Origin of the sequence: Acidilutibacter cellobiosedens, assembly GCF_004103715.1 — a bacterium.
GTDB lineage: Bacteria > Bacillota > Clostridia > Tissierellales > Acidilutibacteraceae > Acidilutibacter > Acidilutibacter cellobiosedens.
Genome location: NZ_CP035282.1, coordinates 2416073 through 2437199, shown reverse-complemented (window position 1 = coordinate 2437199; position 21127 = coordinate 2416073). Strand labels below are relative to the sequence as shown.

The following is a 21127-nucleotide window of genomic DNA, read 5'->3' as shown; positions in this document are numbered from 1 at the left end:
ATTATATATGAGAAAAGTAATATTGGCATCCTCTTCTTCAAGGAGAAAGGATATTCTTTCTAAATATAAGATTGACTTAGAAATATATCCCAGTTTTATAAATGAAAAAGTAAGGGGAAATTTTAGTCCGGAAGAAACGGTTATGTCATTATCATTCGAGAAAGCCAAAAGTGTTGAAAAGTATTTTAAAAATCACGAAATAATAATCGGAGCTGATACTGTTGTTTATATAGATAATATGATATTGGGAAAACCTAAAGATGAGTGGGATTCCTTTAATATGATAAAACTGTTGAGTGGGAGAGAACATAATGTAGTAACTGGAATATCAATTATAGAGGCAGATTCAAATATTAAAATTATAGATTATGAGAAAACAAAGGTAGTGTTTAGAAAATTAAGTGATGATAAAATCAAAAATTATATAGAAACCAATGAATATGAGGATAAAGCTGGAGGGTACGGAATACAAGGATATGGAGAAATATTAGTTGAAAGAATTGAGGGATGTTATTCTAATGTAGTAGGTATGCCGGTTTTTAAACTTGATTATCTTTTAGAAAAATATTTTAATATAAGTTTATTATGAAAAAACATTATTTTCAAGGAGAGTAGAAAATCCTATGGAGAAAAAAGATGTAACCTTAGGGAATTATACGATTAAAAGCTGGCCTGTTTCAGAGAGACCAAGGGAAAAGCTTCAAAGGCATGGTGTAGGTTTTTTATCTAATTCGGAGCTTTTGGCCATAATCATAAGAACCGGGCATAAAGATGATACCGCTATGGACTTGGCTCAGAAGATATTATCCATGGATCAAAACGGAATCGGATATTTGTCTGATGTTAAACAGGAAGAGTTAACCCAAATCAAGGGAATCGGATATTGTAAAGCAGCACAGATAGTCGCTGCAGTCGAACTGGGAAAGAGAATTTCATCTCAATATAATTATAATATGGAAAAAATCCAGGTAAGTTCTCCTGAGGTTTTAGTAAATCTGCTCATGGAGGAGATGAGATATTTAAAAAAGGAATATTTTAAAATAGCGATATTAAATACAAAGAATAATATAATAAGTATTGAAACAATTTCTGTTGGAAATTTGAATTCTTCCATTGTGCATCCTCGGGAAGTTTTTAATTTGGCTATTAGAAAGAGTGCAAATTCCATTATTTTAATACATAATCACCCAAGTGGAGATCCAAATCCCAGTCCTGAAGATATCAATATTACTAATAGACTAATAGAAGCGGGTAATATTGTCGGGATTACGGTGTTAGACCATATAATAATTGGTGATAATAGATATGTAAGTTTTAAGGAAAGAAGTATAATTTAAGGAGAAGAAAGGAAGGAACAATATATGGGCTTATTCAGTAGTTTTACGAAAGATATGGGTATAGATTTAGGAACAGCAAATACTTTGGTATATATGAAAGGAAAAGGAATAGTATTGAGAGAGCCTTCTGTAGTAGCAATTCAGACAAATACAAAGCAGGTTTTAGCAGTAGGCGAAGAGGCAAAGAAAATGATAGGCAGGACTCCGGGACATATAGTAGCTATAAGACCTTTAAAGGACGGAGTTATTGCTGATTTTGATATAACGCAGAATATGCTTAAATATTTTATAAGAAAAGCAATTCAGAAGAAAACAATATTTCAGCCGAGAGTGGTAATATGTGTTCCATCAGGTGTTACCGAGGTGGAAAAGAGAGCTGTAGAAGAAGCTACTATTCATGCAGGAGCAAGAGAGGCTTATTTAATAGAAGAGCCTATGGCCGCAGCAATAGGAGCAGGTCTTCCTGTTCACGAAGCAACCGGAAGCATGATCGTAGATATAGGAGGAGGTACAGCGGAAGTTGCAGTCATATCTTTGGGAGGAATAGTTACCAGCCGTTCTATAAGAATTGCCGGAGATGAATTAGATGAATCTATCGTATATTATATTAAGAAGGAATATAATTTGATGATTGGTGAAAGAACAGCGGAAGAAGTGAAAATTTCCATTGGTTCGGCTGATATTAAGGAAAAAGAAACGAAGATGAGTATACGAGGAAGGGATCTGATAAGCGGACTTCCGAATACTATAGAGATAAGTTCTTCAGAGATATATGAAGCAATGAAGGAGCCGGTTAATAATATAGTAGAGGCTATAAAATTTACTCTTGAGAAGACTCCTCCGGAACTTGCATCTGATATAATGGAGCAGGGAATAACATTAAGCGGAGGCGGAGCTTTACTTGATGGGATTGATAGGCTTATAAGCCGAGAAACGGGAATGCCTGTATATATAGCGGAAAACCCCTTAGATTGTGTGGCTTTGGGGGCGGGGAAAACTTTAGGCAGCATAGATGTGCTTAAAAGGACGTCGTCCAATAATAATAGAATTGGTTAGTGGTGATAATTATGTCATTTCTAAAAAAATATGGAGATAGAATGATAGTTATTTCAATTACTATCATTCTAATAGCCATCATCGGGTTAACGGGTTCTGAAAGAATGCAGTTGACTTCCGTGGAGAGAATAATAGGAAATATTTTTTCTCCGGTGGAAAAAGTTTTTTCTGCTGCAAGTAATAAGGTTGTTAATGGAATAGATTCTGTAAAGAATGTTTTTCGTTTAAAGGAGGAAAATGAAAACCTCAGAAAAAAAGTAGCAGAATTAGAAAATAAAAATAGGGAATATGAAAATATTATTTCTAAAGCAGATTATCTTCAGAAAGAAGAACAGCTATTAAATAATACAAAATATAATTTGGTAGGTGCTAATATCATTGCAAAAGAACCTGGAAATTGGTTTGACAGATTTGTTATAGATAAAGGACTAAAAGATGGAATAAAAAAGGGTGACACAGTTGTTCAGGGAATAGAAATTGAAAATAATGTTGTGCAAGAAGGATTGGTAGGAAGAGTTTCAGATGTAGGAGATAATTGGGCAAAGGTTATATCTATAATAGATGAAAATAGTGATATTTCTTATAAGATAATAAGAACTCAAGACGGAGGGATTTTATCGGGAAGTGTTGATGGAAAGTTGTCAGGATATTTATTTGACAGTGATGCAGATATAGTTAAAGGAGACAAGCTTTTTACTTCCGGACTTGGAGAAGGTTTTGTGAAAGATTTATATGTCGGAGAAGTGACCGAAGTAGAAAAAGATGAAAAAAATTTGATGAAAAGTATTTTAGTGGACCCGGCCATAAATTTTAAAAAGATATATAAAGTATATATAATTATTAATAAATAATGAGGGGTAGAAATTTGCGCTGGTTAATTATTTTATGCATTGTTATTTTCAACTTCATATTGCAGAGTACGATTATTCCACATATAGCAGTATTAGGGGTTGTTCCTAATACTGCCTTGATAATTGTAGTATCCCTAGCTATTTTGAACGGAAAAAGGGAGGGAGCTGTGGTAGGGATAATCGCAGGATTTCTTCAGGACATTTTTTTTAGTCCTGTACTTGGGGTAAATGCTCTTATATATTTTTTAATAGGATATTTTATTGGAATTATGGAAACTAAAATATATAAGGATAGCTTAATCGCACCTTTTATTTTTATTTCCCTGGGAACGGTTATATATCATCTCCTGTATTTTATAATAATGTATTTTCTATCAATGAATTCTTATTTTTATGATCTTATAAGAAATGTTATAATTATTGAAATAATATATAATGTTATTTTATCAATTCCATTATATAAATGGTTATTGAAGAAATTTACTGTTTCTTCCATTAAATTTGGAGGAAAATAGAGGTGAGTTCTGTGAAACTTATTGATAAATTAAAGGACAGATATAACATACTGATGATTTTTATCTTTGCAGTATTTTTTGTTCTTTTTTTTCAATTGGCAAGATTAACAATAGTTCAGGGAGATTATTATAGGGATATATCCGATAATAAAAGACTGAAAGAAATTTCCATTACCGCACCGAGAGGAGAAATCAGGGACAGGTATGGACGGCTGTTGGCAGGGAACAAGCCAAGTTTTACTGTTCAGATTTTAAAAGATGAATTGAATTTAAAGGATAAAAAAGAAAGAAATAAAACAGTATTAAATTTGTCAAGACTTTTAGAGGAGGATGGCGTTAATTATATAGATGAATTTCCTATAGAAATGAATGTTTTTAAATACAAAAATGAAGACTCATATAATAATGAGAACCAAGATCCGGAAGAAAAAATCATTGATATAATAATTAATAATAATTTTCTTCATCAAATATTAAATACATTTTATGTTGATAACGAAAATTTTAAGTTCTTAACAGGGAATAAAGCTATTCATGCTCTGCAGAGCAAAGGAATAGACATGCCTATAGAAATTTCTCTTGCTGACGGAGGGGTTGTTTTTAATTTTGAGGAGGGGAAAGACATAGATGAATGGAAGACGGAGAACAAACTGCCTCTTAAATCGTCTCCCGAGGAATGTATACTTAGCCTTATAGGTAATGACAGAAACATTATAAGAAAAATAATAGATCATCCTATATCCAGACAATTAACTTATGATTTATTAAAAAGTAAAGGATATGTAGACGATATTGAAATTCAGCCTTTTGATTTAACATTTGACGAGGAATATGAGAGTCAGAAAAGATCTCTCATGAAGAAATATAATAATATAACGATGAAGAGTAGTGCAAAAGATGATTTCGTGAATATAGTAATGCAGACTTCCGTTAATAATTTATTGGAAAAGGTAGTAGAGGAAAAAGATGATAAGGGCAAAGTTACGGAGACTATAATTCCGGGTAAAATATTAATTTCCAAGATCGAAGAGAAGAATGTTAAATGTCCCGTTACTTATGAGTTGAATGAGGAAAAGACGGGCTTGATTTACAAATTCAAAGACAATAGTTCTTCAGGCTCTGATACACCTATAAACGTTTTAATAGAGCTGGGTAAAAAAACAGGTGCGTTAAAAGAAACCATATTGGATAAGAAAGTTAAAAATATTGCTCAGGAAGTTTTGCTGAATAATGGTGTTAATCCCAAGATATCCGTTTCAAATTTACAATATGTAAGTATAAATAATAAAAATAATTGGTTTAGCCAATTTAATATTCCAAAAAAAAGCAGTGCGGAAGAAGCTTTTTACTTTTTGAGAGATAAATTTGAAATAGATAAAAAACTTAGCGAATATGAAGTAAGACCTATGCTTTTAATATTGGATCAGTTGAACAGCCAAGGCTATAGAGCTTATCAACCGATTAATATCGCATATGGGATAAAGGATTCAACTGTAGCAAAATTGGAAGAGGGAAAAATGGATATGTCAGGTGTTCAGGTTTCTATTGAACCGATAAGATATTATCCCCTCGGGAATACTGCATCTCATATATTAGGATACTTAGGAAAGATATCTCAATCTAATGAAATAAAAAAATACGTTGAAGAAAACGGCTATTCTCCCAATGATATAATAGGAAAAACGGGAATAGAAGAAAAGTATGAAGATCAGATGAAAGGAAAAGAAGGCAAAAAAATTGTGGAGGTTGATGCCTTTGGAAATACAATTAATACAATCAGTCAGGAAGATCCCACACCGGGAGATAATTTATATCTTACTATCGATGCGAAGCTACAAGAGGTAGCAGAAGCCGCTCTTAAAAAGGGCATAGAAGCAATTCAAAAAGGCGGAGTTTACGAAAGCAAGTGGGGAAATTATAAATTTGGAACCAATAAGAAAAAAGGACGACCTTATGTCAATGCAACAAGCGGAGCTTTGGTTGCCACAGATGTAAAAACCGGAGAAATATTGACCTTAGCCAATTATCCGGACTATGATCCAAATATGTTTTCCACAGGAATATCAAATTCAGATTGGGAAAGCCTCTTTCCCGAAAACGAGGAGGACACTTTAGCACCAAGGCCTTTATACAATGTTGCTTTACAAACGGCTATTCAGCCTGGGTCCACTTTTAAGATGGTTACCGCTATGGCGGCTTTGGAGAAAGGTATGGATCCTAATAAGACCATCAGAGATATGGGTTATGTAGATATAGGCAATAAGAGATTTACATGCCTGATATGGAAAAATGGCAGAGGAAGTCATGGAAATGAAAATGTATATAATGCTATAAGAGATTCCTGTAACTATTACTTTTATACCTTAGCTCTCGGAAAAAATCAAAGGACAGGAGAAAGTATTGGAATTAAGCTGGATATTGAGGATATCACCAATATGGCTAAAAAATTTGGGTTGAATGATAAAACGGGAATAGAAATAGATGTTCCGGCGGAAGCTCATGGTGGAGTTCCTGATCCAAGTAAAAAGATTGCAAGTACTAAGGGCATTTTAAAAAGATATCTTAAAGAAAACATAAATAAATATGTAAAAGATGGCGTAAAATTAGACGATAAGGATTTAGAAGAAGTAATAAATGAAATAATCAGTTGGGTAGGAAATGAAGAGCTTTTATCCAGAACGGAAGTAATAAAAAGATTGGATAAAATGGGAATAGATCCTGAAAAAAGGCTTGAGGGAGAAAGAGAAGGGTTAGCCGATAAAATTAAATATACTTATTTAAATCAGGCAGGTTGGAATATAGCCGATACTCTTAATATTACTATTGGACAAGGGCAAAATTCTTATACTCCAATACAGATGGCAAATTATATAGCCACTTTGTCAAACGGAGGATATCTTCATAAGATGTCAGTGGTTGACTCAATAAAAAATTATGATAATTCTGCAGTGGAATATAAAAGAGAAGATTCGGGTCACAAGATAAAGCTTAACGATTATGAGAATTTGGAACGTGTTAAATATGCGATGAGAAAGGTTGCCGTAGAAGGTACGGCAAAGAGCATATTTTCTAAATTCCCAGTGAAAGTGGCTGCTAAAACGGGAACGGCACAAAAAAGCGGTATTAATCCCGTTACATTGGATACCTATGATGATTATGCATGGTTTGTGGCCTTTGCACCATACGATGACCCTCAGATTGCCATATCGGTAGTAATATTTCAAGGAGGAAGCGGAGGTTATGCCGGCCCAATAGCAAGAGATGTTATAGCTGAATATCTTGGTCTAAATGAAGAGGAAGAACAAAAAGAAGTGTTACCAATAGAAAATGAATTGTCAAGGTAGTCCACCTTCCAATTCATTTTTTAATAAAGAAGGAATTACAAATTAAATGAAGAATATTAATAGTGTTATTTGTTGGAGGTCTGCAGATGAGCAATGAGTTGGTTTCTTTTAAGGGAACAAGAAATGGAATATGTATATATATAAAGGATGGGAATTTTTCTTTAATAAAAAATGAGTTAGATAGGAAGCTGAAAAGGTCGAATTCATTTTTCAAAGGAGGGAGAATATCTGATATTAAGGGAAAAGCTTTAACAGAAGAAGAAAAAAGTGAAATTAAGGAATTAATAAATGATAAATATAAATTGGACATCAATGAAAATGCTTTAGCTTCGGAAAACTTAGAGGAAGGTTTTCTGAGGGATGAAAGTGAAGGAATGACAAAATTTATTACTACCACTGTGAGATCTGGACAAACTATAGAGTATTCTGGCAATTTAGTAATACTGGGAGATATAAATCCGGGAGGGATGATATCGGCTAAAGGCAACATTGTAGTACTTGGACATTTGAGAGGAATTGCTCATGCCGGAGTAGATGGAAACAAAAAAGTTTTTGTTGCCGCTTACGAGTTAAACCCTACCCAACTTAGAATAGCTGATATTATTGCAAGAAAACCCGATGGGGAAGTGAATATTTCAAAATGGCCTGAAATAGCCAGAGTATGTGATGGAGAAGTGGTAATAGAGCCTTATTTACTTAAGAATAAATAGTAGAGGAGGAGAAAGTATGGGCAAAGTTATTGTTGTGACATCTGGTAAAGGAGGAGTAGGTAAAACTACTACCACAGCAAATATAGGTACTGGATTAGCATTACTTGAAAAGAAAGTAGTAGTAGTGGATTCAGATATAGGACTGAGGAATCTTGACGTAGTAATGGGATTGGAGAATAGAATTGTTTATGATATAGTAGACGTAGTAGAAAAAGTTTGCAGATTAAAGCAAGGGTTAATAAGAGATAAAAGATATGAGGGTTTATATCTTCTTCCTGCTGCTCAAACGAAGGATAAAACCGCAATAAATCCTGAACAAATGTTGGAACTATGTAATAATTTAAAAGAAGAATTTGAATATGTAATAATAGATTCTCCTGCCGGTATCGAACAGGGATTTCAAAATGCAATTGCAGGAGCGGATGAAGCTATTGTTGTAACTACACCGGAAATATCAGCGGTAAGAGATGCAGATAGAGTAATAGGTTTGTTGGAATCAAAGGGCTTACATAATCCAAGGCTTATAGTTAACAGAATTCGCCAAGATATGGTTAAAAAGGGAGATATGATGAATATTGATGATATAATAGACATTTTGGCAATTGAGCTTTTAGGGGTTGTTCCAGATGACGAAGCCATAGTTATTTCTACTAACAAAGGTGAGCCGGTAGTTACTGATCAAAATGCTCGTTCAGGGATGGCCTATAGAAATATTGCAAGAAGAATACTCGGAGAGAAAGTAGATTTTCTTGATTTAAATACCGATGAGGGAAAATTTAATAAAATATTGAAAATTCTTTTTGGAAGGTAAGGGGGGATTTTTTTGGATTTATTAAGATTTTTTAGTAAAAGTAGCTCGAACAGTAAAAACATTGCTAAAGAGAGATTAAAACTTGTTTTAGTACATGATAGAGGAGATTTGTCGCCTAAATTTCTTGAAATGATTAAAGGAGATATAATAAGGGTAATCTCTGAATATGTAGAAATTGATAAGGACGGATTGGATATCAAGATGACAAGAACCAGGAGGGAAACTGATAATATGCCTATTCCGGCATTGGTAGCCAACATTCCCATATTAAAGATTAAAAATAAATCATAATAGTGTTTGTAAGCCCTAACTGCGGAGGTTAGGGTTTTTTTAAGATAAAAAGAAGAATATTATTAGTAATAAAACCTGTCTGTTTAAAATATTCTATTAATATATTGATAGGCAGGTGGATAATATGAATATTAAAAATTTAAACAAAATTTTTAGGATAAATACGCAATTTTATAAGGACAGAAGATTTTATGAAAAACAGATAAAAAGAATGATTATCATTTTAATAATAATCATTATCATTTTAATTTTAAAAAGGATTAATTCTAATTTTTCCAATAATGTTATAAGGATTATAGATAAAGGGGTTAATTATAAATTTGAAATTAAAAAGGACGGTAAAAAGATAATTGATTTTGCTAAAAACAAGATTAAGATACCTGATAAAATTGTAACCGTGTTCAACAGTTTTCAAGGGAAAGAGGAATATATTGTTCCGATGGAGGGAAAAATATATAAATACTTTGGAGAAGGGAAACAAGTAAAAAATAAGGTTTTTAACAACGGAATTGATATAATTCCTGCAAGTGAAGGAGTAGCTTATTCTATCGGCGACGGAACCGTATCAGATATTGAGGACAAAAATAGTTTGGGATATTTTGTTACCGTAGATTATGGAGAAATCAGTGCCGTTTACGGTCAGATGAAAGAAGTTCATGTTGAAAAAGGGGACAAAGTCGCTAAAGGACAAAAGATTGGAAGCCTTGGAAACCTTAAAGAAGGAAATAGATATTTACATTTTGAAATACGAGTGAAGGGGGAACCTGTAAATCCGGAAGAATATATTAATTTTTAAAAGCAAAATCATCTTGATTTTGCTTTTAATCTATTAAAAAAGTATAAAAAGTGGTATTATATTACTTATGAAAAATAGGAAGGTGGAGGATTAATTGATTAATGTGGAGAAATTGGATAAGATTCTTCCTATAGTAGAAAAACCTGCAAGATATATAGGAATGGAATTGAATTCCGTTAAAAAGGATTTAAACAATATAAATGTCAAATTTGCATTTGCTTTTCCAGATGTTTATGAAGTTGGAATGTCTCATTTAGGCCTTCATATTATTTATAATTTATTGAACAAAGAAGATGATATTGCCTGCGAAAGGGTGTTTGCCCCTTGGCCTGATATGGAAAATGGAATGAGGCGAGAAGGGATTCCCCTGTTTACTCTTGAAAACAAGGTTCCTATAAATGAATTTGATTTTGTAGGATTTACCCTTCAATATGAAATGAGCTATACCAATATTATCAATATGCTTGATCTTGGCGGTATTCCTATAATTTCGGAAGACAGGACAGAGGAAGATCCTTTTATTATAGCCGGCGGGCCTTGTGCTTATAACCCGGAACCTTTGTGGGAAATAATGGATTTTTTTGTTATGGGGGAAAGTGAAGAAGCTTTTTTTGAGATAACCGAAAAATTTAAAAAGTGGAAAAAGGAAAGTAAATCAAGAGATGAATTTTTAAGAGAAGTTTGCTTAATAGAGGGAGTATATGTTCCTAAATTCTATGAAGTTTCTTATAATGATAACGGAACAGTAAGAGAATTTATACCTAAGTATAATAATGTTCCTTCTAAAGTTAAAAAAAGAATAATCAAGAATCTTGATAATGTATATTATCCCGATAAGTTGATAGTTCCATATATAGATATAGTACATGACAGAGTACCTGTTGAAATATTTAGAGGCTGCAGCAGAGGCTGCAGGTTTTGTCAGGCAGGAATGATATATAGGCCTGTAAGAGAAAAAAAAGTAGATACTATTGTAAGAACTGCAGAAGAACTAATATTAAAAACCGGATATGATAATGTTTCACTTACTTCCTTGAGTTCCTGTGATTATTCTCAGCTGGAAAATCTGATTAAAATACTTATGAAAAAATTCGAAAAGGATGATGTTGGAGTATCCCTTCCGTCTTTAAGATTGGATTCTTTCCAATTAGATGTAATACAAGAAATCGAAAAAGTAAGGAAAACGGGTTTGACTTTTGCTCCGGAAGCAGGAAGTCAAAGGCTTAGAGATGTAATTAATAAGGGAGTGACAGAAGAAGACCTTATAAGGACATCCACTTATGCTTTTAGTGAGGGCTGGTCATCCATTAAGCTGTATTTTATGATTGGACTTCCCACCGAGACGGATGAGGATATCCTGGGAATAAAGGATTTATCTTATAAAGTAAAGGACTTGTTTTTTGCTACACCTTCCGAAAGGAGAAAAGGAAATTTGAGAATCACTACAAGTGCCGCGTGTTTTGTACCAAAGCCTTTTACACCTTTTCAGTGGGTGGGACAGAATTCCTTAGATGAATTTAACAGAAAAATTTCCTTATTGAGAAATAGTATAAGGGATAAGAAGGTAACATTTAATTATCATGACCCTAAGTTGAGTTATTTAGAAGCAATTCTTGCCAGAGGAGACAGAAAAATAGGTAAGGTCTTAATAAGGGCTTGGGAAAAAGGATGTAAGTTTGATGGTTGGGGTAATTTATTTAAATTTGATAAATGGATGGAAGCCTTTAAAGAAATGAATATAGATGGAGATTTTTATGCATTGAGAGAAAGAAAAACCGATGAGGTGCTTCCTTGGGATTTTATAGATATAGGGGTATCAAAGAAATATCTGATTAGGGAGTATGAAAAATCTCTAAAGGGCGAATTGACAAAAGATTGTAGATTAGCCTGCAACGATTGCGGAATCAAAGAAAGTTTTTCGGGTGGTGTATGTGATTGAATTTAAGAATTAAGTTCACTAAAAAAAATTATTTGAAATATATCTCTCATTTGGATCTGATGAGATTGTTTCAAAGAGCATTTAAAAGGTGTAATATGCCGGTTAAACATACTGAAGGATTTAATCCTCATCTTAAGTTTTCTATAGGGGCACCTTTGTCCTTAGGAATATCAAGTGATGGAGAGTATATGGATGTCGATTTGGAAAGGAAAGTTTCCATAGATGAATTTATAAAATCCATGAATAAAGTATTGCCTGAAGATATTAGAATTATTTGTGGAAAATATGTGGAGGATAAACCGTCTTTGTCCTCCGTTATACAGTGGAGTTATTATAAAATAGAATTTAAAATCAAAGAAGAATTGACAGAAGACGAAATTAAAAAACTTATGAAGGATTATCTAAATTGCGATAGCATTGAATTTGTGAAAGAAAGGAAGAAAAAAGGGAGATTACAGCAAAAGATTGAAAACATAAGACCTCAAGTTGGAAATATCGTCTTAAAAAATAAAGAAGACAGGATAATTGTTTTAGATGTTTTACTTAAAACATCAGAAAATGGAAATTTAAAACCTAAAGATTTTCTTTCCTCGTTTATTGATTTTTATCATTTGTCCTTGGATGATTATTGTGTAAATATTCATAGGATTGATATGTATGGAGAAAAAGAAAATTCCATATTCAACATTATATGAAATGACAGGGGGCATCTTTTTTATGAATTATATCTTAATATATTATAATAACAAAAAAACCGAGGTAGCCATATTGGAAGAGGATAAATTAGTTGAATATTATATAGAAGAAGAACCGGAAGATGAAATTGTGGGAAATATATACAGGGGAAGAGTGAAAAATGTACTTCTGGGTATGGAAGCAGCATTTGTTGATATAGGAATTGGTAAGAATGCTTATTTATATATAAAAGACGTAATTCCCAAACCCATGATTTCTTCCGGTAAAAATGTTTCCATTGGGGAAGCGTTAAAGGCAGGGCAAGAAATAATAGTTCAGGTAGTTAAAGAATCATTTCAAAACAAGGGACCTAAGGTTACAACTCATATTACTATTCCCGGGAAGTATTTGGTCCTTACTCCTTTTAATAATAGAATAAATATATCTAAAAAAATAGAGGACAAAGAGGAAATAAGAAGGCTTTTTAATATAGCTAAGGAGATTAAAGTTGAAGGTATCGGGATGATCTTGAGAACGGCTTCTATGGGAGCTGATAAGGAGGAAATAAAAAAAGAACTGAAATTTCTTATGGGTATATGGAGAAGAATTGAAATGGAAAAAAATTTTCTTCCCTGCCCTAAGTTATTATATAAGGAAATGGATATCACCCAACGAATTGTCAGAGACGTGATACTAAATAATATGGATAATGTTATTGTAAATGACAGGAAAATATATAAAAGCATATCGAAATTAGTGAAATCGGTTTCTGCAGATTTGACAGACAAGATAATATTAGATGAAAATTTGGATATTATGAGTTTTAAAAATGTAGGAGAAGAATTAAGCAGAGCATTAAAAAGGACGGTTAAATTAAAAAGCGGAGGATATATAGTTATTGATGAAACGGAAGCACTGACGGCAATAGATGTAAATACGGGAAAATATACAGGGGATTTAAGTTTGGAAAGTACTGTGTTTAATACTAATATGGAGGCGGCAGAAGAAATAGGTAAGCAGATAAGATTAAGGGATATCGGAGGAATAATAGTCATTGATTTTATTGACATGAGAAACAAAAAGGATATAAATTTAGTTATGGAAAAGATGAAAGAAGTATTGAAAAAAGACAGAACGAAAACAAATTTATATGGAATAACGAATTTGGGCCTTGTTGAAATGACAAGGAAAAAAGCAAGGAATACTCTGTCATCAAAGCTTACTTCCATATGTCCTATGTGTGGAGGAAGAGGAAGAATATAAAAAGTAAAATTTCAAAGATTGTTGACAAAAAAGTTTTATTTTGATACAATTTAATTTCGGAAGTAGCCGCTCGGTGAAGGTATTAAAGCTTAGGCACCTTGCATCGGCGAGACTGGTTAGAGGAGGTGTTTTTTATGTATGCTGTTATTGAAACAGGTGGAAAGCAATACAAGGTTAAAGAAGGAGATATAGTACTTGTTGAAAAAATTGACCTTCAAGAAGGAGAAAAAGTTGAATTTGAAAAAGTACTTTTCATAGCAAAGGATGATGATTCGGTAATCGGGAATCCGTATATAAGCGATGCTAAAGTTGAAGGTACTGTTTTGGAACAAGGCAAGGGCAAGAAAATAATTGTATTCAAATATAAGCCGAAGAAGAATTATAGAAAAAAACAAGGCCATCGTCAACCATATACAAAGGTTAAAGTAGAAAAGATTGTAGGTTAATGCCGTGATTAAAGTTAAAATTTTGAGAAACAGTGAAGGAGGTATAGTAGGATACAATGTTGAAGGTCATTCTGGTTACTCCCGTAAAGGGAGAGATATTGTATGTGCTGCTGTATCGATACTAACTCAAAATTCACTTATAGCTTTACATGAAGTATGTGGTGTCGATGAAGAGAATATTAAATACTATATTGATGATAAAGAAGGAATATTGAAAGTTTTGCTTCAGGGAAATCTGAATGAGGTACAAAGAAATAATGTTTATATAGTTTTAAGCACTATGGAATTGGGAATTAAAAATTTGATGGAAAGTTACCCTGAAAATGTAAGGCTTGAGGATGAGGAGGTGTAATTAATGATAAAATTGAATTTACAATTGTTCGCTCATAAAAAAGGAGTAGGAAGTTCAAGAAATGGAAGAGACAGTGAATCTAAAAGACTCGGAGTAAAAAGAGGAGACGGACAATTTGTTTTGGCCGGAAATATATTGGTACGCCAAAGAGGAACTAAAATTCATCCGGGAATTAATGTAGGAAGAGGCGGAGACGACACATTATTTGCAAAGATAGACGGAGTAGTTAAATTTGAAAGAAAAGGAAAAGATAAAAAGCAGGTAAGCATATATAAAAAAGAAGAGTTGGCCTAAGTTCGCATTTACTTTTTTAACAAGCTTTGTAAAGATTGCGGTGTTTTTTCTGAGACGAGGAGAAATCAGAGAAGATACCGCATAAATTTTTGTTAAAAGAAAACAATAAAAGAGAAATATTTCTATAAATATTGACAGACCATGTAAAATTGATATAATTAAATTACTAAAGAACAAGGCAATATTGAAAATAAAAGTAGGGATGATTATATGTTTATTGATTCAGCCAGTATATTTGTCAAAGCAGGAAAGGGCGGAAACGGAGCAGTTTCTTTCAGAAGAGAAAAGTTCGAGCCCTCAGGCGGCCCTTACGGGGGAGACGGGGGAGATGGAGGAAGTGTAATTATTGAGTCCAGTGAAAGTATCAGAACTTTAATGGATTTTAGATATAAAAGAAGATATATAGCCGAGAATGGAGAAGATGGAAAAACAAAAAAGCAGTATGGGAAAAAAGGAAAAGATCTTCTAATTAAAGTTCCTGCAGGAACTTTAATTAAAGATGGAGAAACAAAGAAAGTAATAGCGGATTTAAAGGAAGCAAATCAAAGGTTTATTATTGCTAAAGGCGGAAAAGGCGGTAAGGGAAATGCCAAATTCGCTACTTCTACCAGACAAGCACCGAGGTTTGCTGAAGCTGGTGAAAAGGGGGATGAAAAAAATATAATACTGGAACTAAAACTTTTGGCTGATGTAGGATTGGTAGGTTTTCCTAATGTAGGCAAATCGACGATTTTATCTATATTGTCATCTGCTAAACCTAAAATTGCGAATTATCCTTTTACTACGTTAGAGCCTAATTTAGGGGTAGTATATATTGGAGAAGGAGAAAGTTTTGTTATGGCAGATATTCCGGGACTAATAGAAGGAGCTGCCGAAGGAGTAGGATTGGGGCATGATTTTCTTCGCCATATAGAAAGAACAAGGCTTATAGTTCATGTATTGGACGGCTCTGCTTCTGAAGGGAGAGACCCTTTGAATGATTTTTATAAAATTAATGATGAGCTGTTTAAATACAATGAAAAATTATCGGATAAATATCAAATTGTAGTTTTAAATAAAATGGATATTCCGGGTGCAATGGAAAGAAGCTTTTCCATTGAAAATGAACTTAAGGAAAAAGGTTTTGAGGTATTTAAAATATCTTCGGTTACTAAGGAAGGAATAGATGCCCTTAAATATAATATATGGAACAGGTTGCTCAAAATAGAAAGGGATTATAAAACTTTTGACGAAGTGTTAGAATTTAGTGGAGAAGAAGGTAATAAAAATAATAAAGATGACATAATAGTTAAAAAGGAAAATGAGAAGTATATTGTAGAAGGAAGTTTTGTTGAAAAACTTTTATACTCAACTAATTTTGATGATATTGATTCACTTAGATATTTTCAGAATACTATGAGAAAGAGGGGAATAGTAGATGAGTTAAAAAGGTTAGGCATACGGGAAAACGAATCGGTATTCATCTGTGATCATGAATTCGAATTTTTTGAATAGATAAAATGGAGGTTAGAAAGGTTTTATGGAATGTATGAATTGTGGAAATTGTAAAGAAAATCAGCCTACCTATTATTGCCTTGCGAAGGGGGAAGTTGTTATAAATAAGAATTATGTACCAGAAGAAAAGTCCAGATCAGGGTGGAAAAAGGGAACTAAAGGTTATGAAATCCATAGAAGAAAAACCAGAAAAGAAGTAGAAGTTTAAAGATAAGAAGGAGTGTTCCTATTGTTAACAGGGAAGCAAAGAAGCTTTTTAAAAGCTATAGCAAATAGTATAGAACCAATTTTTCAAATAGGTAAAAATGGAATTACCGATAATTTTATTAAACAAGTGGATAGTGCATTGGAATCAAGAGAAATAATTAAAATTAAAGTATTGAATAATAGTTTTTTGGAGACAGATGAAATGGCAAAAAAAATTTCAGAGTTAGTAGGAGCAGAATTTGTTCAGAGTATAGGGAATAAATTTATTATTTATAGAGAGTCTAAGGAAAAAAAGAAAATAGAACTTCCATAAAGATTGGCTTTGCCAATCTTTATATGTGTATTGGAGGGATTTATATATGAAGAGCAATAAGATAGGTATTATGGGAGGTACTTTTGACCCTATACATATTGGACATTTAATAATCGCTGAAGAATCGAGGGTTAATTTTGATTTAGATAAGATAATATTTGTTCCTACAGGAGAACCACCCCATAAAAATCTTAAGAATGTAACTTCAGCAAAGCATAGATATGAAATGACTCTTCTTTCCATTATGCACAATCCTTATTTCTATATATCAGATATAGAAATAAAAAGAGAAGGGCTAACTTATACTATAGATACAATTAAATATTTCAAAAAGAGGTATCCGAAATCCGAGATATTTTTTATTATTGGAGCTGATTCTTTAATAAATATAGATAAATGGAAAAATTCAGAAGAACTGTTAAGAGAAAGTAAGTTTATTGTTGCTAAAAGAGTAGGTATAGAATATTCTCTTCTTGAAGAGAGAATAAATGAGATTAATGATAAATATTCTAAAATTGTATTTTCAGTTACAACCCCATATATTGATATTTCTTCCACGGATATAAGAAAAAGAGTAAAAAATGGAGAGAACATAAAGTATTATTTACCCTTGGATGTTGAAGCTTACATAAAGAAAAATAGGTTGTACAGATAATTAAGAGGTGTTAAAATGATAGAAAAATGGATTGAAAAAAGGCTTATAGACGATATAGGCTATAAAAGATATATTCATTCTGTAGGGGTTATGGAAACAAGCGTGAAACTATCGAAGATATATAACTGTAATATGGATAAGGCTCGAATGGCAGGTTTACTTCATGATTGCGGGAAATTGCAGGATAAAAAAAATTATTTGAAAATGATTGATGATTTTGATATAATTTTAGATAATGTTATGGAACATAATATAGACCTTATCCATGGACCCCTTGGGGCTAAAATAGCAGAAAAGGTGTACGATGTTCATGATAAGGAAATATTGAGCGCGATATATTATCATACTACTGGAAAGGAAAATATGTCCTTACTTGAAAAAATAGTATATATAGCAGATTATATTGAACCGAACAGAGATTTTGAAGGAGTAGAACGTGTTAGAGAATTGGCTTTTGTGGATTTAAATGAAAGCTTGATACAATCTATGGATAATACTATAAAGTATATTGTAGACAAGAAAATATTGATTCATCTTGATACAATTAAAGCAAGAAATTATCTTATATTAGAAAAAGATTCGGAGTGAGGTCGAAATGAAGAAAAAATTTTTGAGAACGTTCTTAGTTTCTTTCTTGGCATTTGTATTGATTTATTCAGGGGCTATTTATTATTGGATTAATTTTAAGAAGGATGGTAATGATGAAAATGGAGGTAATTTTTTAACGAGGCTTGCAGATGATCAGGATGAACTTACTTTTTTATTGTTGGGTATAGATTCTAAAGATATTACTAAAAGGGATAAGGAAAGATCCGATACTATGATGCTTTGCAAAGTCGACAAATCAAGTGGTCAAGTATCAATACTTTCGATTCCGAGGGATTCAAGAGTTGTTATAAGAGGAAGAAAAAATGAAGAAAAGATCAACCATGCTCATGCTTATGGAGGACCGGAATTATCCGTGAAAACCGTAAGAGATTTATTGGGTATAGATTTAGATTATTATGTCAGAGTAGATTATAAATTAGTTAAAGATGTTGTTGAGTTAATAGGCGGAGTAGAAATGAATGTCCCTATGGATATGAATTATGACGATCCTACTGCGGATCCTCCTCTTCATATTCATTTGAAGGAAGGAAATCAGGTTCTTGATGGGGACAAGGCTATGGAATTTTTAAGATACAGAAAGGGATATAAAGATCAAGATTTAGGAAGAATAAAAGCACAGCAGGAATTTGTTAAGGCTGCCATAAGCCAGGCTTTAAAGCCCAGTAATATTACAAAAGTTCCAGGGATGATTAAGAGCTATTATTCCAATGTGGATACAAATATTCCTTTTGATTTGTTAACGAAATTTGCTTTGAAGTTTAATAAAATTGATGTTGACAATATACAAACAGCGACTCTTCAAGGCGAACCGAAAACCATAGACGGAGTATCCTATTATGTGTTATATAAAGAGGAGAATGAAGACATAGTTAACAATATGTTCTTAGAACATAAAACTGTAGAAAATCAATCTGAAGATTTGACAGAACCAAATTAATATTTACAGGAGGTATAGTGGTTGGAAGATATTGATAAGAGAATATCTATAATAGTTAAAGCATGTGATGATAAAAAAGCTTTTAATATTAAAACATTGAATATATCAAAATTGACGTCCATTGCTGATTATTTTATAATAGCAAGTGGGAATTCTACTACTCAGGTTGCCGCTATTTCAGATGAAATAGAAGAAAAGATGAGTGATAATGGTTTTAATGTATTTCATAAAGAAGGCTATAAGTCAAGCAGATGGATTCTTTTGGATTTTGGAGATATTGTTGTTCATGTTTTTCACAGGGAGGACAGAGAATTTTATAATTTGGAAAGACTTTGGTCAGATGGAGAGGAAATTGACAACGGTCGTTTTTTAAATGCAATAAAATTGTAGGAGGAGATATTTATGAGTAAATCTTATGTATCAACAAATAAGGCACCTTCGGCAATAGGACCTTATTCTCAGGGGATAGTATCGAATAATGTGATTTTTACATCAGGCCAGTTGCCTATAAATCCTGAGAATGAGAAACTTATAGAAGGTAATATTAAGGAAGCTACAAAACAATGTATTGAAAATATTAAGGCAATACTTGCTGAAGCCGGTTTTACATTAGAGGATATAGTAAAGATAACTATTTTTATAACTGATATGAATAATTTTGGCTTTGTAAACGAAATATATGGAGAATATTTTAATAAGCACAAACCTGCAAGAACTTGTGTTGAGGTAAGCAAATTGCCGAAGAATGCAGAAATTGAAATAGAGGCAACAGCATTTAAATAAAATAGGAAGGACATGACTTTCTTATGGTTAAAAAAATCCCGTTTATCTAACGGGATTTTTTTATTTAGAGGTAATTGTTTCTTCTCCTTTTTCTTCTTTTTCTTTTATTGTATTTTATTATTTTTCTTAATAATAAGATAGAAAATAATACCAATATAAGTATCCATAAATTATGGAATATGAAAGTTGTAAAGATTTTAGTTGTAGGTATTTTTTCAACATTAACAGTGGATACAACATTTACTTTTCCTATGGATTTCCCGCCTAAAAAATATTCTATATTCCCTAAAACCGCTCCTTTTTTTATAGGAGCTTCAATCGTTTTGGGAAGGTTTATCTTTTTTTCTATTTTATCAGAAGAATTCTTAGGAATCAATGTACTTAAATTTTTATCGGTAACTCCCGCAACAAGGTTTAAAGATCCATTGTCTATTTCTATATTTTTGATAAATTCGTTTTTAAAGGAGAGATTGACCTCGTTGAAATTGTCAAAACCGTAGTCCAATAACTTATGGGTATCCGAATATATATTTTTCCCTGTTGACTTCAGTACTACCGAAATTAAATATCTGCCGTTTCTCACGGCAGACGCCACAAGACATTGCTGAGCGGCATTAGTAAAGCCTGTTTTTATACCGATTATACCGTCATATTTAATAGGGACTAATTTGCCGTTTACATCAATTTTTTCATTACTATATAACAATCTGTTATTTGATTGCAGATGCCGTGGCTCATCTTTTTTGTTTGTCTTTGGTATCGTATATGTATAGTTTTTAACGATACTTCTAAAGGTATCGTTTTTCATTGCATATTTAGCCATCATAGCTAAATCATAAGCAGTGGTCTGATGTGATTCATCAGGCAGACCGTTAGGATTATTAAAATGTGTATTTAGTGCTCCCACTTCTTCTGCCTTTTTATTCATCAAATCTGCGAAACTCTCAACGCTTCCTGAAATATATTTGGCAATGGCAACAGCGGAATCGTTGGCGGATTGAATCAAAAGAGCACGAAGAAGATCGTGTAGTGTCAATTGTTCTCCGGGTTCTAAAGCAATATGGGACCCGTCAGTCCTATCCACAACTTCTTCATCAATGGTGATAACGTCTTCGGGATTTCCCAATTCGATAGCTAATATTCCTGTCATTATCTTAGTAGTGCTGGCAGGGTAGAGAAGCTTGTGAGGATCTTTTTCATATAAAATTTGGCCTGTATCCCCATCTATTAGGATAGCGCTCTCTCCAGTAATGGATAAATCATCAGCGAATGTATAGCTATAACTTGTTATTAATAATAGAAATAAAAAAAACGATATTATTTTCTTCAAACTTTCCACCTACCTTTTTTTTGTACTTATTTAAGTATACCAAAAAAAATGTTTTTTTTTAATAGTATGTATAATTTTTTAATATGGACAAATTTTTTTAAAAAAGAGGAAATATGTCT

25 protein-coding genes are annotated in these 21127 nt (G+C 32.5%); 24 read left to right on the top strand and 1 reads right to left on the bottom strand.

The window, feature by feature from the left end:
- The first annotated feature begins 7 nt into the window (after positions 1-7).
- From EQM13_RS11760 to EQM13_RS11645, 24 genes are all read left to right on the top strand, one after another.
- A complete protein-coding gene (locus EQM13_RS11760) occupies positions 8-589 on the top strand; it encodes a nucleoside triphosphate pyrophosphatase (RefSeq protein ID WP_128752747.1) in 582 nt (193 codons plus the stop codon).
- Between the two features lie 34 nt (positions 590-623).
- Complete coding sequence (gene radC / locus EQM13_RS11755) at positions 624-1337, top strand: RadC family protein (RefSeq protein ID WP_071138943.1); 714 nt, start codon at positions 624-626, stop codon at positions 1335-1337.
- 24 nt (positions 1338-1361) lie between these two features.
- Positions 1362-2393, top strand: coding sequence for a rod shape-determining protein (locus tag EQM13_RS11750; RefSeq protein WP_071138944.1), 1032 nt, complete (start codon positions 1362-1364; stop codon positions 2391-2393).
- Positions 2394-2404: 11 nt separating this feature from the next.
- On the top strand, positions 2405-3244 hold the full coding sequence (gene mreC, locus EQM13_RS11745) for a rod shape-determining protein MreC (protein ID WP_071138945.1): 840 nt from the start codon (positions 2405-2407) through the stop codon (positions 3242-3244).
- A 14-nt stretch (positions 3245-3258) separates the two neighbouring features.
- Positions 3259-3759, top strand: a complete 501-nt coding sequence (gene mreD / locus EQM13_RS11740) for a rod shape-determining protein MreD (protein ID WP_161567237.1) — start codon at positions 3259-3261, stop codon at positions 3757-3759.
- A 2-nt stretch (positions 3760-3761) separates the two neighbouring features.
- Positions 3762-7103 carry a penicillin-binding transpeptidase domain-containing protein gene (locus EQM13_RS11735; protein ID WP_128752744.1) on the top strand — a complete coding sequence of 1114 codons (3342 nt, stop codon included), beginning with the start codon at positions 3762-3764 and terminating at the stop codon, positions 7101-7103.
- A gap of 86 nt (positions 7104-7189) precedes the next feature.
- On the top strand, positions 7190-7813 hold the full coding sequence (locus EQM13_RS11730) for a septum site-determining protein MinC (protein ID WP_071138948.1): 624 nt from the start codon (positions 7190-7192) through the stop codon (positions 7811-7813).
- Between the two features lie 16 nt (positions 7814-7829).
- Positions 7830-8624, top strand: a complete 795-nt coding sequence (gene minD, locus EQM13_RS11725; RefSeq protein ID WP_071138949.1) for a septum site-determining protein MinD — start codon at positions 7830-7832, stop codon at positions 8622-8624.
- A gap of 12 nt (positions 8625-8636) precedes the next feature.
- A complete protein-coding gene (gene minE / locus EQM13_RS11720; RefSeq protein ID WP_114218121.1) occupies positions 8637-8915 on the top strand; it encodes a cell division topological specificity factor MinE in 279 nt (92 codons plus the stop codon).
- Between the two features lie 124 nt (positions 8916-9039).
- Positions 9040-9711 carry a murein hydrolase activator EnvC family protein gene (locus EQM13_RS11715; protein WP_071138951.1) on the top strand — a complete coding sequence of 224 codons (672 nt, stop codon included), beginning with the start codon at positions 9040-9042 and terminating at the stop codon, positions 9709-9711.
- Positions 9712-9814: 103 nt separating this feature from the next.
- The gene (locus EQM13_RS11710; protein WP_071138972.1) at positions 9815-11650 is read left to right on the top strand and encodes a TIGR03960 family B12-binding radical SAM protein; all 1836 of its coding nucleotides are present in this window, start codon (positions 9815-9817) and stop codon (positions 11648-11650) included.
- The gene (locus tag EQM13_RS11705) at positions 11647-12345 is read left to right on the top strand and encodes a TIGR03936 family radical SAM-associated protein (protein WP_071138952.1); all 699 of its coding nucleotides are present in this window, start codon (positions 11647-11649) and stop codon (positions 12343-12345) included. Before EQM13_RS11710 ends, EQM13_RS11705 begins: the two co-directional genes overlap by 4 nt.
- Before the next feature lie 22 nt (positions 12346-12367).
- Complete coding sequence (locus EQM13_RS11700) at positions 12368-13588, top strand: Rne/Rng family ribonuclease (protein WP_071138973.1); 1221 nt, start codon at positions 12368-12370, stop codon at positions 13586-13588.
- 134 nt (positions 13589-13722) lie between these two features.
- Complete coding sequence (gene rplU, locus EQM13_RS11695; protein ID WP_114218120.1) at positions 13723-14034, top strand: 50S ribosomal protein L21; 312 nt, start codon at positions 13723-13725, stop codon at positions 14032-14034.
- 4 nt (positions 14035-14038) lie between these two features.
- Positions 14039-14386: a ribosomal-processing cysteine protease Prp gene (locus EQM13_RS11690; RefSeq protein WP_071138954.1), complete on the top strand. Its 348-nt coding sequence runs from the start codon at positions 14039-14041 to the stop codon at positions 14384-14386.
- A 3-nt stretch (positions 14387-14389) separates the two neighbouring features.
- Positions 14390-14680: a 50S ribosomal protein L27 gene (rpmA, locus tag EQM13_RS11685; RefSeq protein ID WP_071138955.1), complete on the top strand. Its 291-nt coding sequence runs from the start codon at positions 14390-14392 to the stop codon at positions 14678-14680.
- A 210-nt stretch (positions 14681-14890) separates the two neighbouring features.
- Positions 14891-16174, top strand: a complete 1284-nt coding sequence (gene obgE, locus EQM13_RS11680; protein ID WP_128752742.1) for a GTPase ObgE — start codon at positions 14891-14893, stop codon at positions 16172-16174.
- A 25-nt stretch (positions 16175-16199) separates the two neighbouring features.
- A complete protein-coding gene (locus EQM13_RS11675; protein WP_071138957.1) occupies positions 16200-16382 on the top strand; it encodes a hypothetical protein in 183 nt (60 codons plus the stop codon).
- Positions 16383-16403: 21 nt separating this feature from the next.
- Positions 16404-16694, top strand: a complete 291-nt coding sequence (yhbY, locus tag EQM13_RS11670) for a ribosome assembly RNA-binding protein YhbY (RefSeq protein ID WP_071138958.1) — start codon at positions 16404-16406, stop codon at positions 16692-16694.
- A gap of 46 nt (positions 16695-16740) precedes the next feature.
- Complete coding sequence (gene nadD / locus EQM13_RS11665; RefSeq protein ID WP_128752741.1) at positions 16741-17349, top strand: nicotinate-nucleotide adenylyltransferase; 609 nt, start codon at positions 16741-16743, stop codon at positions 17347-17349.
- Positions 17350-17364: 15 nt separating this feature from the next.
- The gene (gene yqeK / locus EQM13_RS11660) at positions 17365-17937 is read left to right on the top strand and encodes a bis(5'-nucleosyl)-tetraphosphatase (symmetrical) YqeK (protein ID WP_114218115.1); all 573 of its coding nucleotides are present in this window, start codon (positions 17365-17367) and stop codon (positions 17935-17937) included.
- 7 nt (positions 17938-17944) lie between these two features.
- Positions 17945-18895, top strand: coding sequence for an LCP family protein (locus EQM13_RS11655; protein ID WP_071138961.1), 951 nt, complete (start codon positions 17945-17947; stop codon positions 18893-18895).
- Positions 18896-18916: 21 nt separating this feature from the next.
- Positions 18917-19285 carry a ribosome silencing factor gene (gene rsfS, locus EQM13_RS11650; protein WP_114218113.1) on the top strand — a complete coding sequence of 123 codons (369 nt, stop codon included), beginning with the start codon at positions 18917-18919 and terminating at the stop codon, positions 19283-19285.
- 12 nt (positions 19286-19297) lie between these two features.
- Complete coding sequence (locus EQM13_RS11645; protein ID WP_071138963.1) at positions 19298-19678, top strand: RidA family protein; 381 nt, start codon at positions 19298-19300, stop codon at positions 19676-19678.
- Between the two features lie 64 nt (positions 19679-19742).
- On the opposite strand, the gene EQM13_RS11640 is transcribed toward EQM13_RS11645, so the two are convergent.
- Complete coding sequence (locus tag EQM13_RS11640; protein ID WP_128752739.1) at positions 19743-21008, bottom strand: D-alanyl-D-alanine carboxypeptidase family protein; 1266 nt, start codon at positions 21006-21008, stop codon at positions 19743-19745.
- Between the last annotated feature and the right edge of the window lie 119 nt (positions 21009-21127).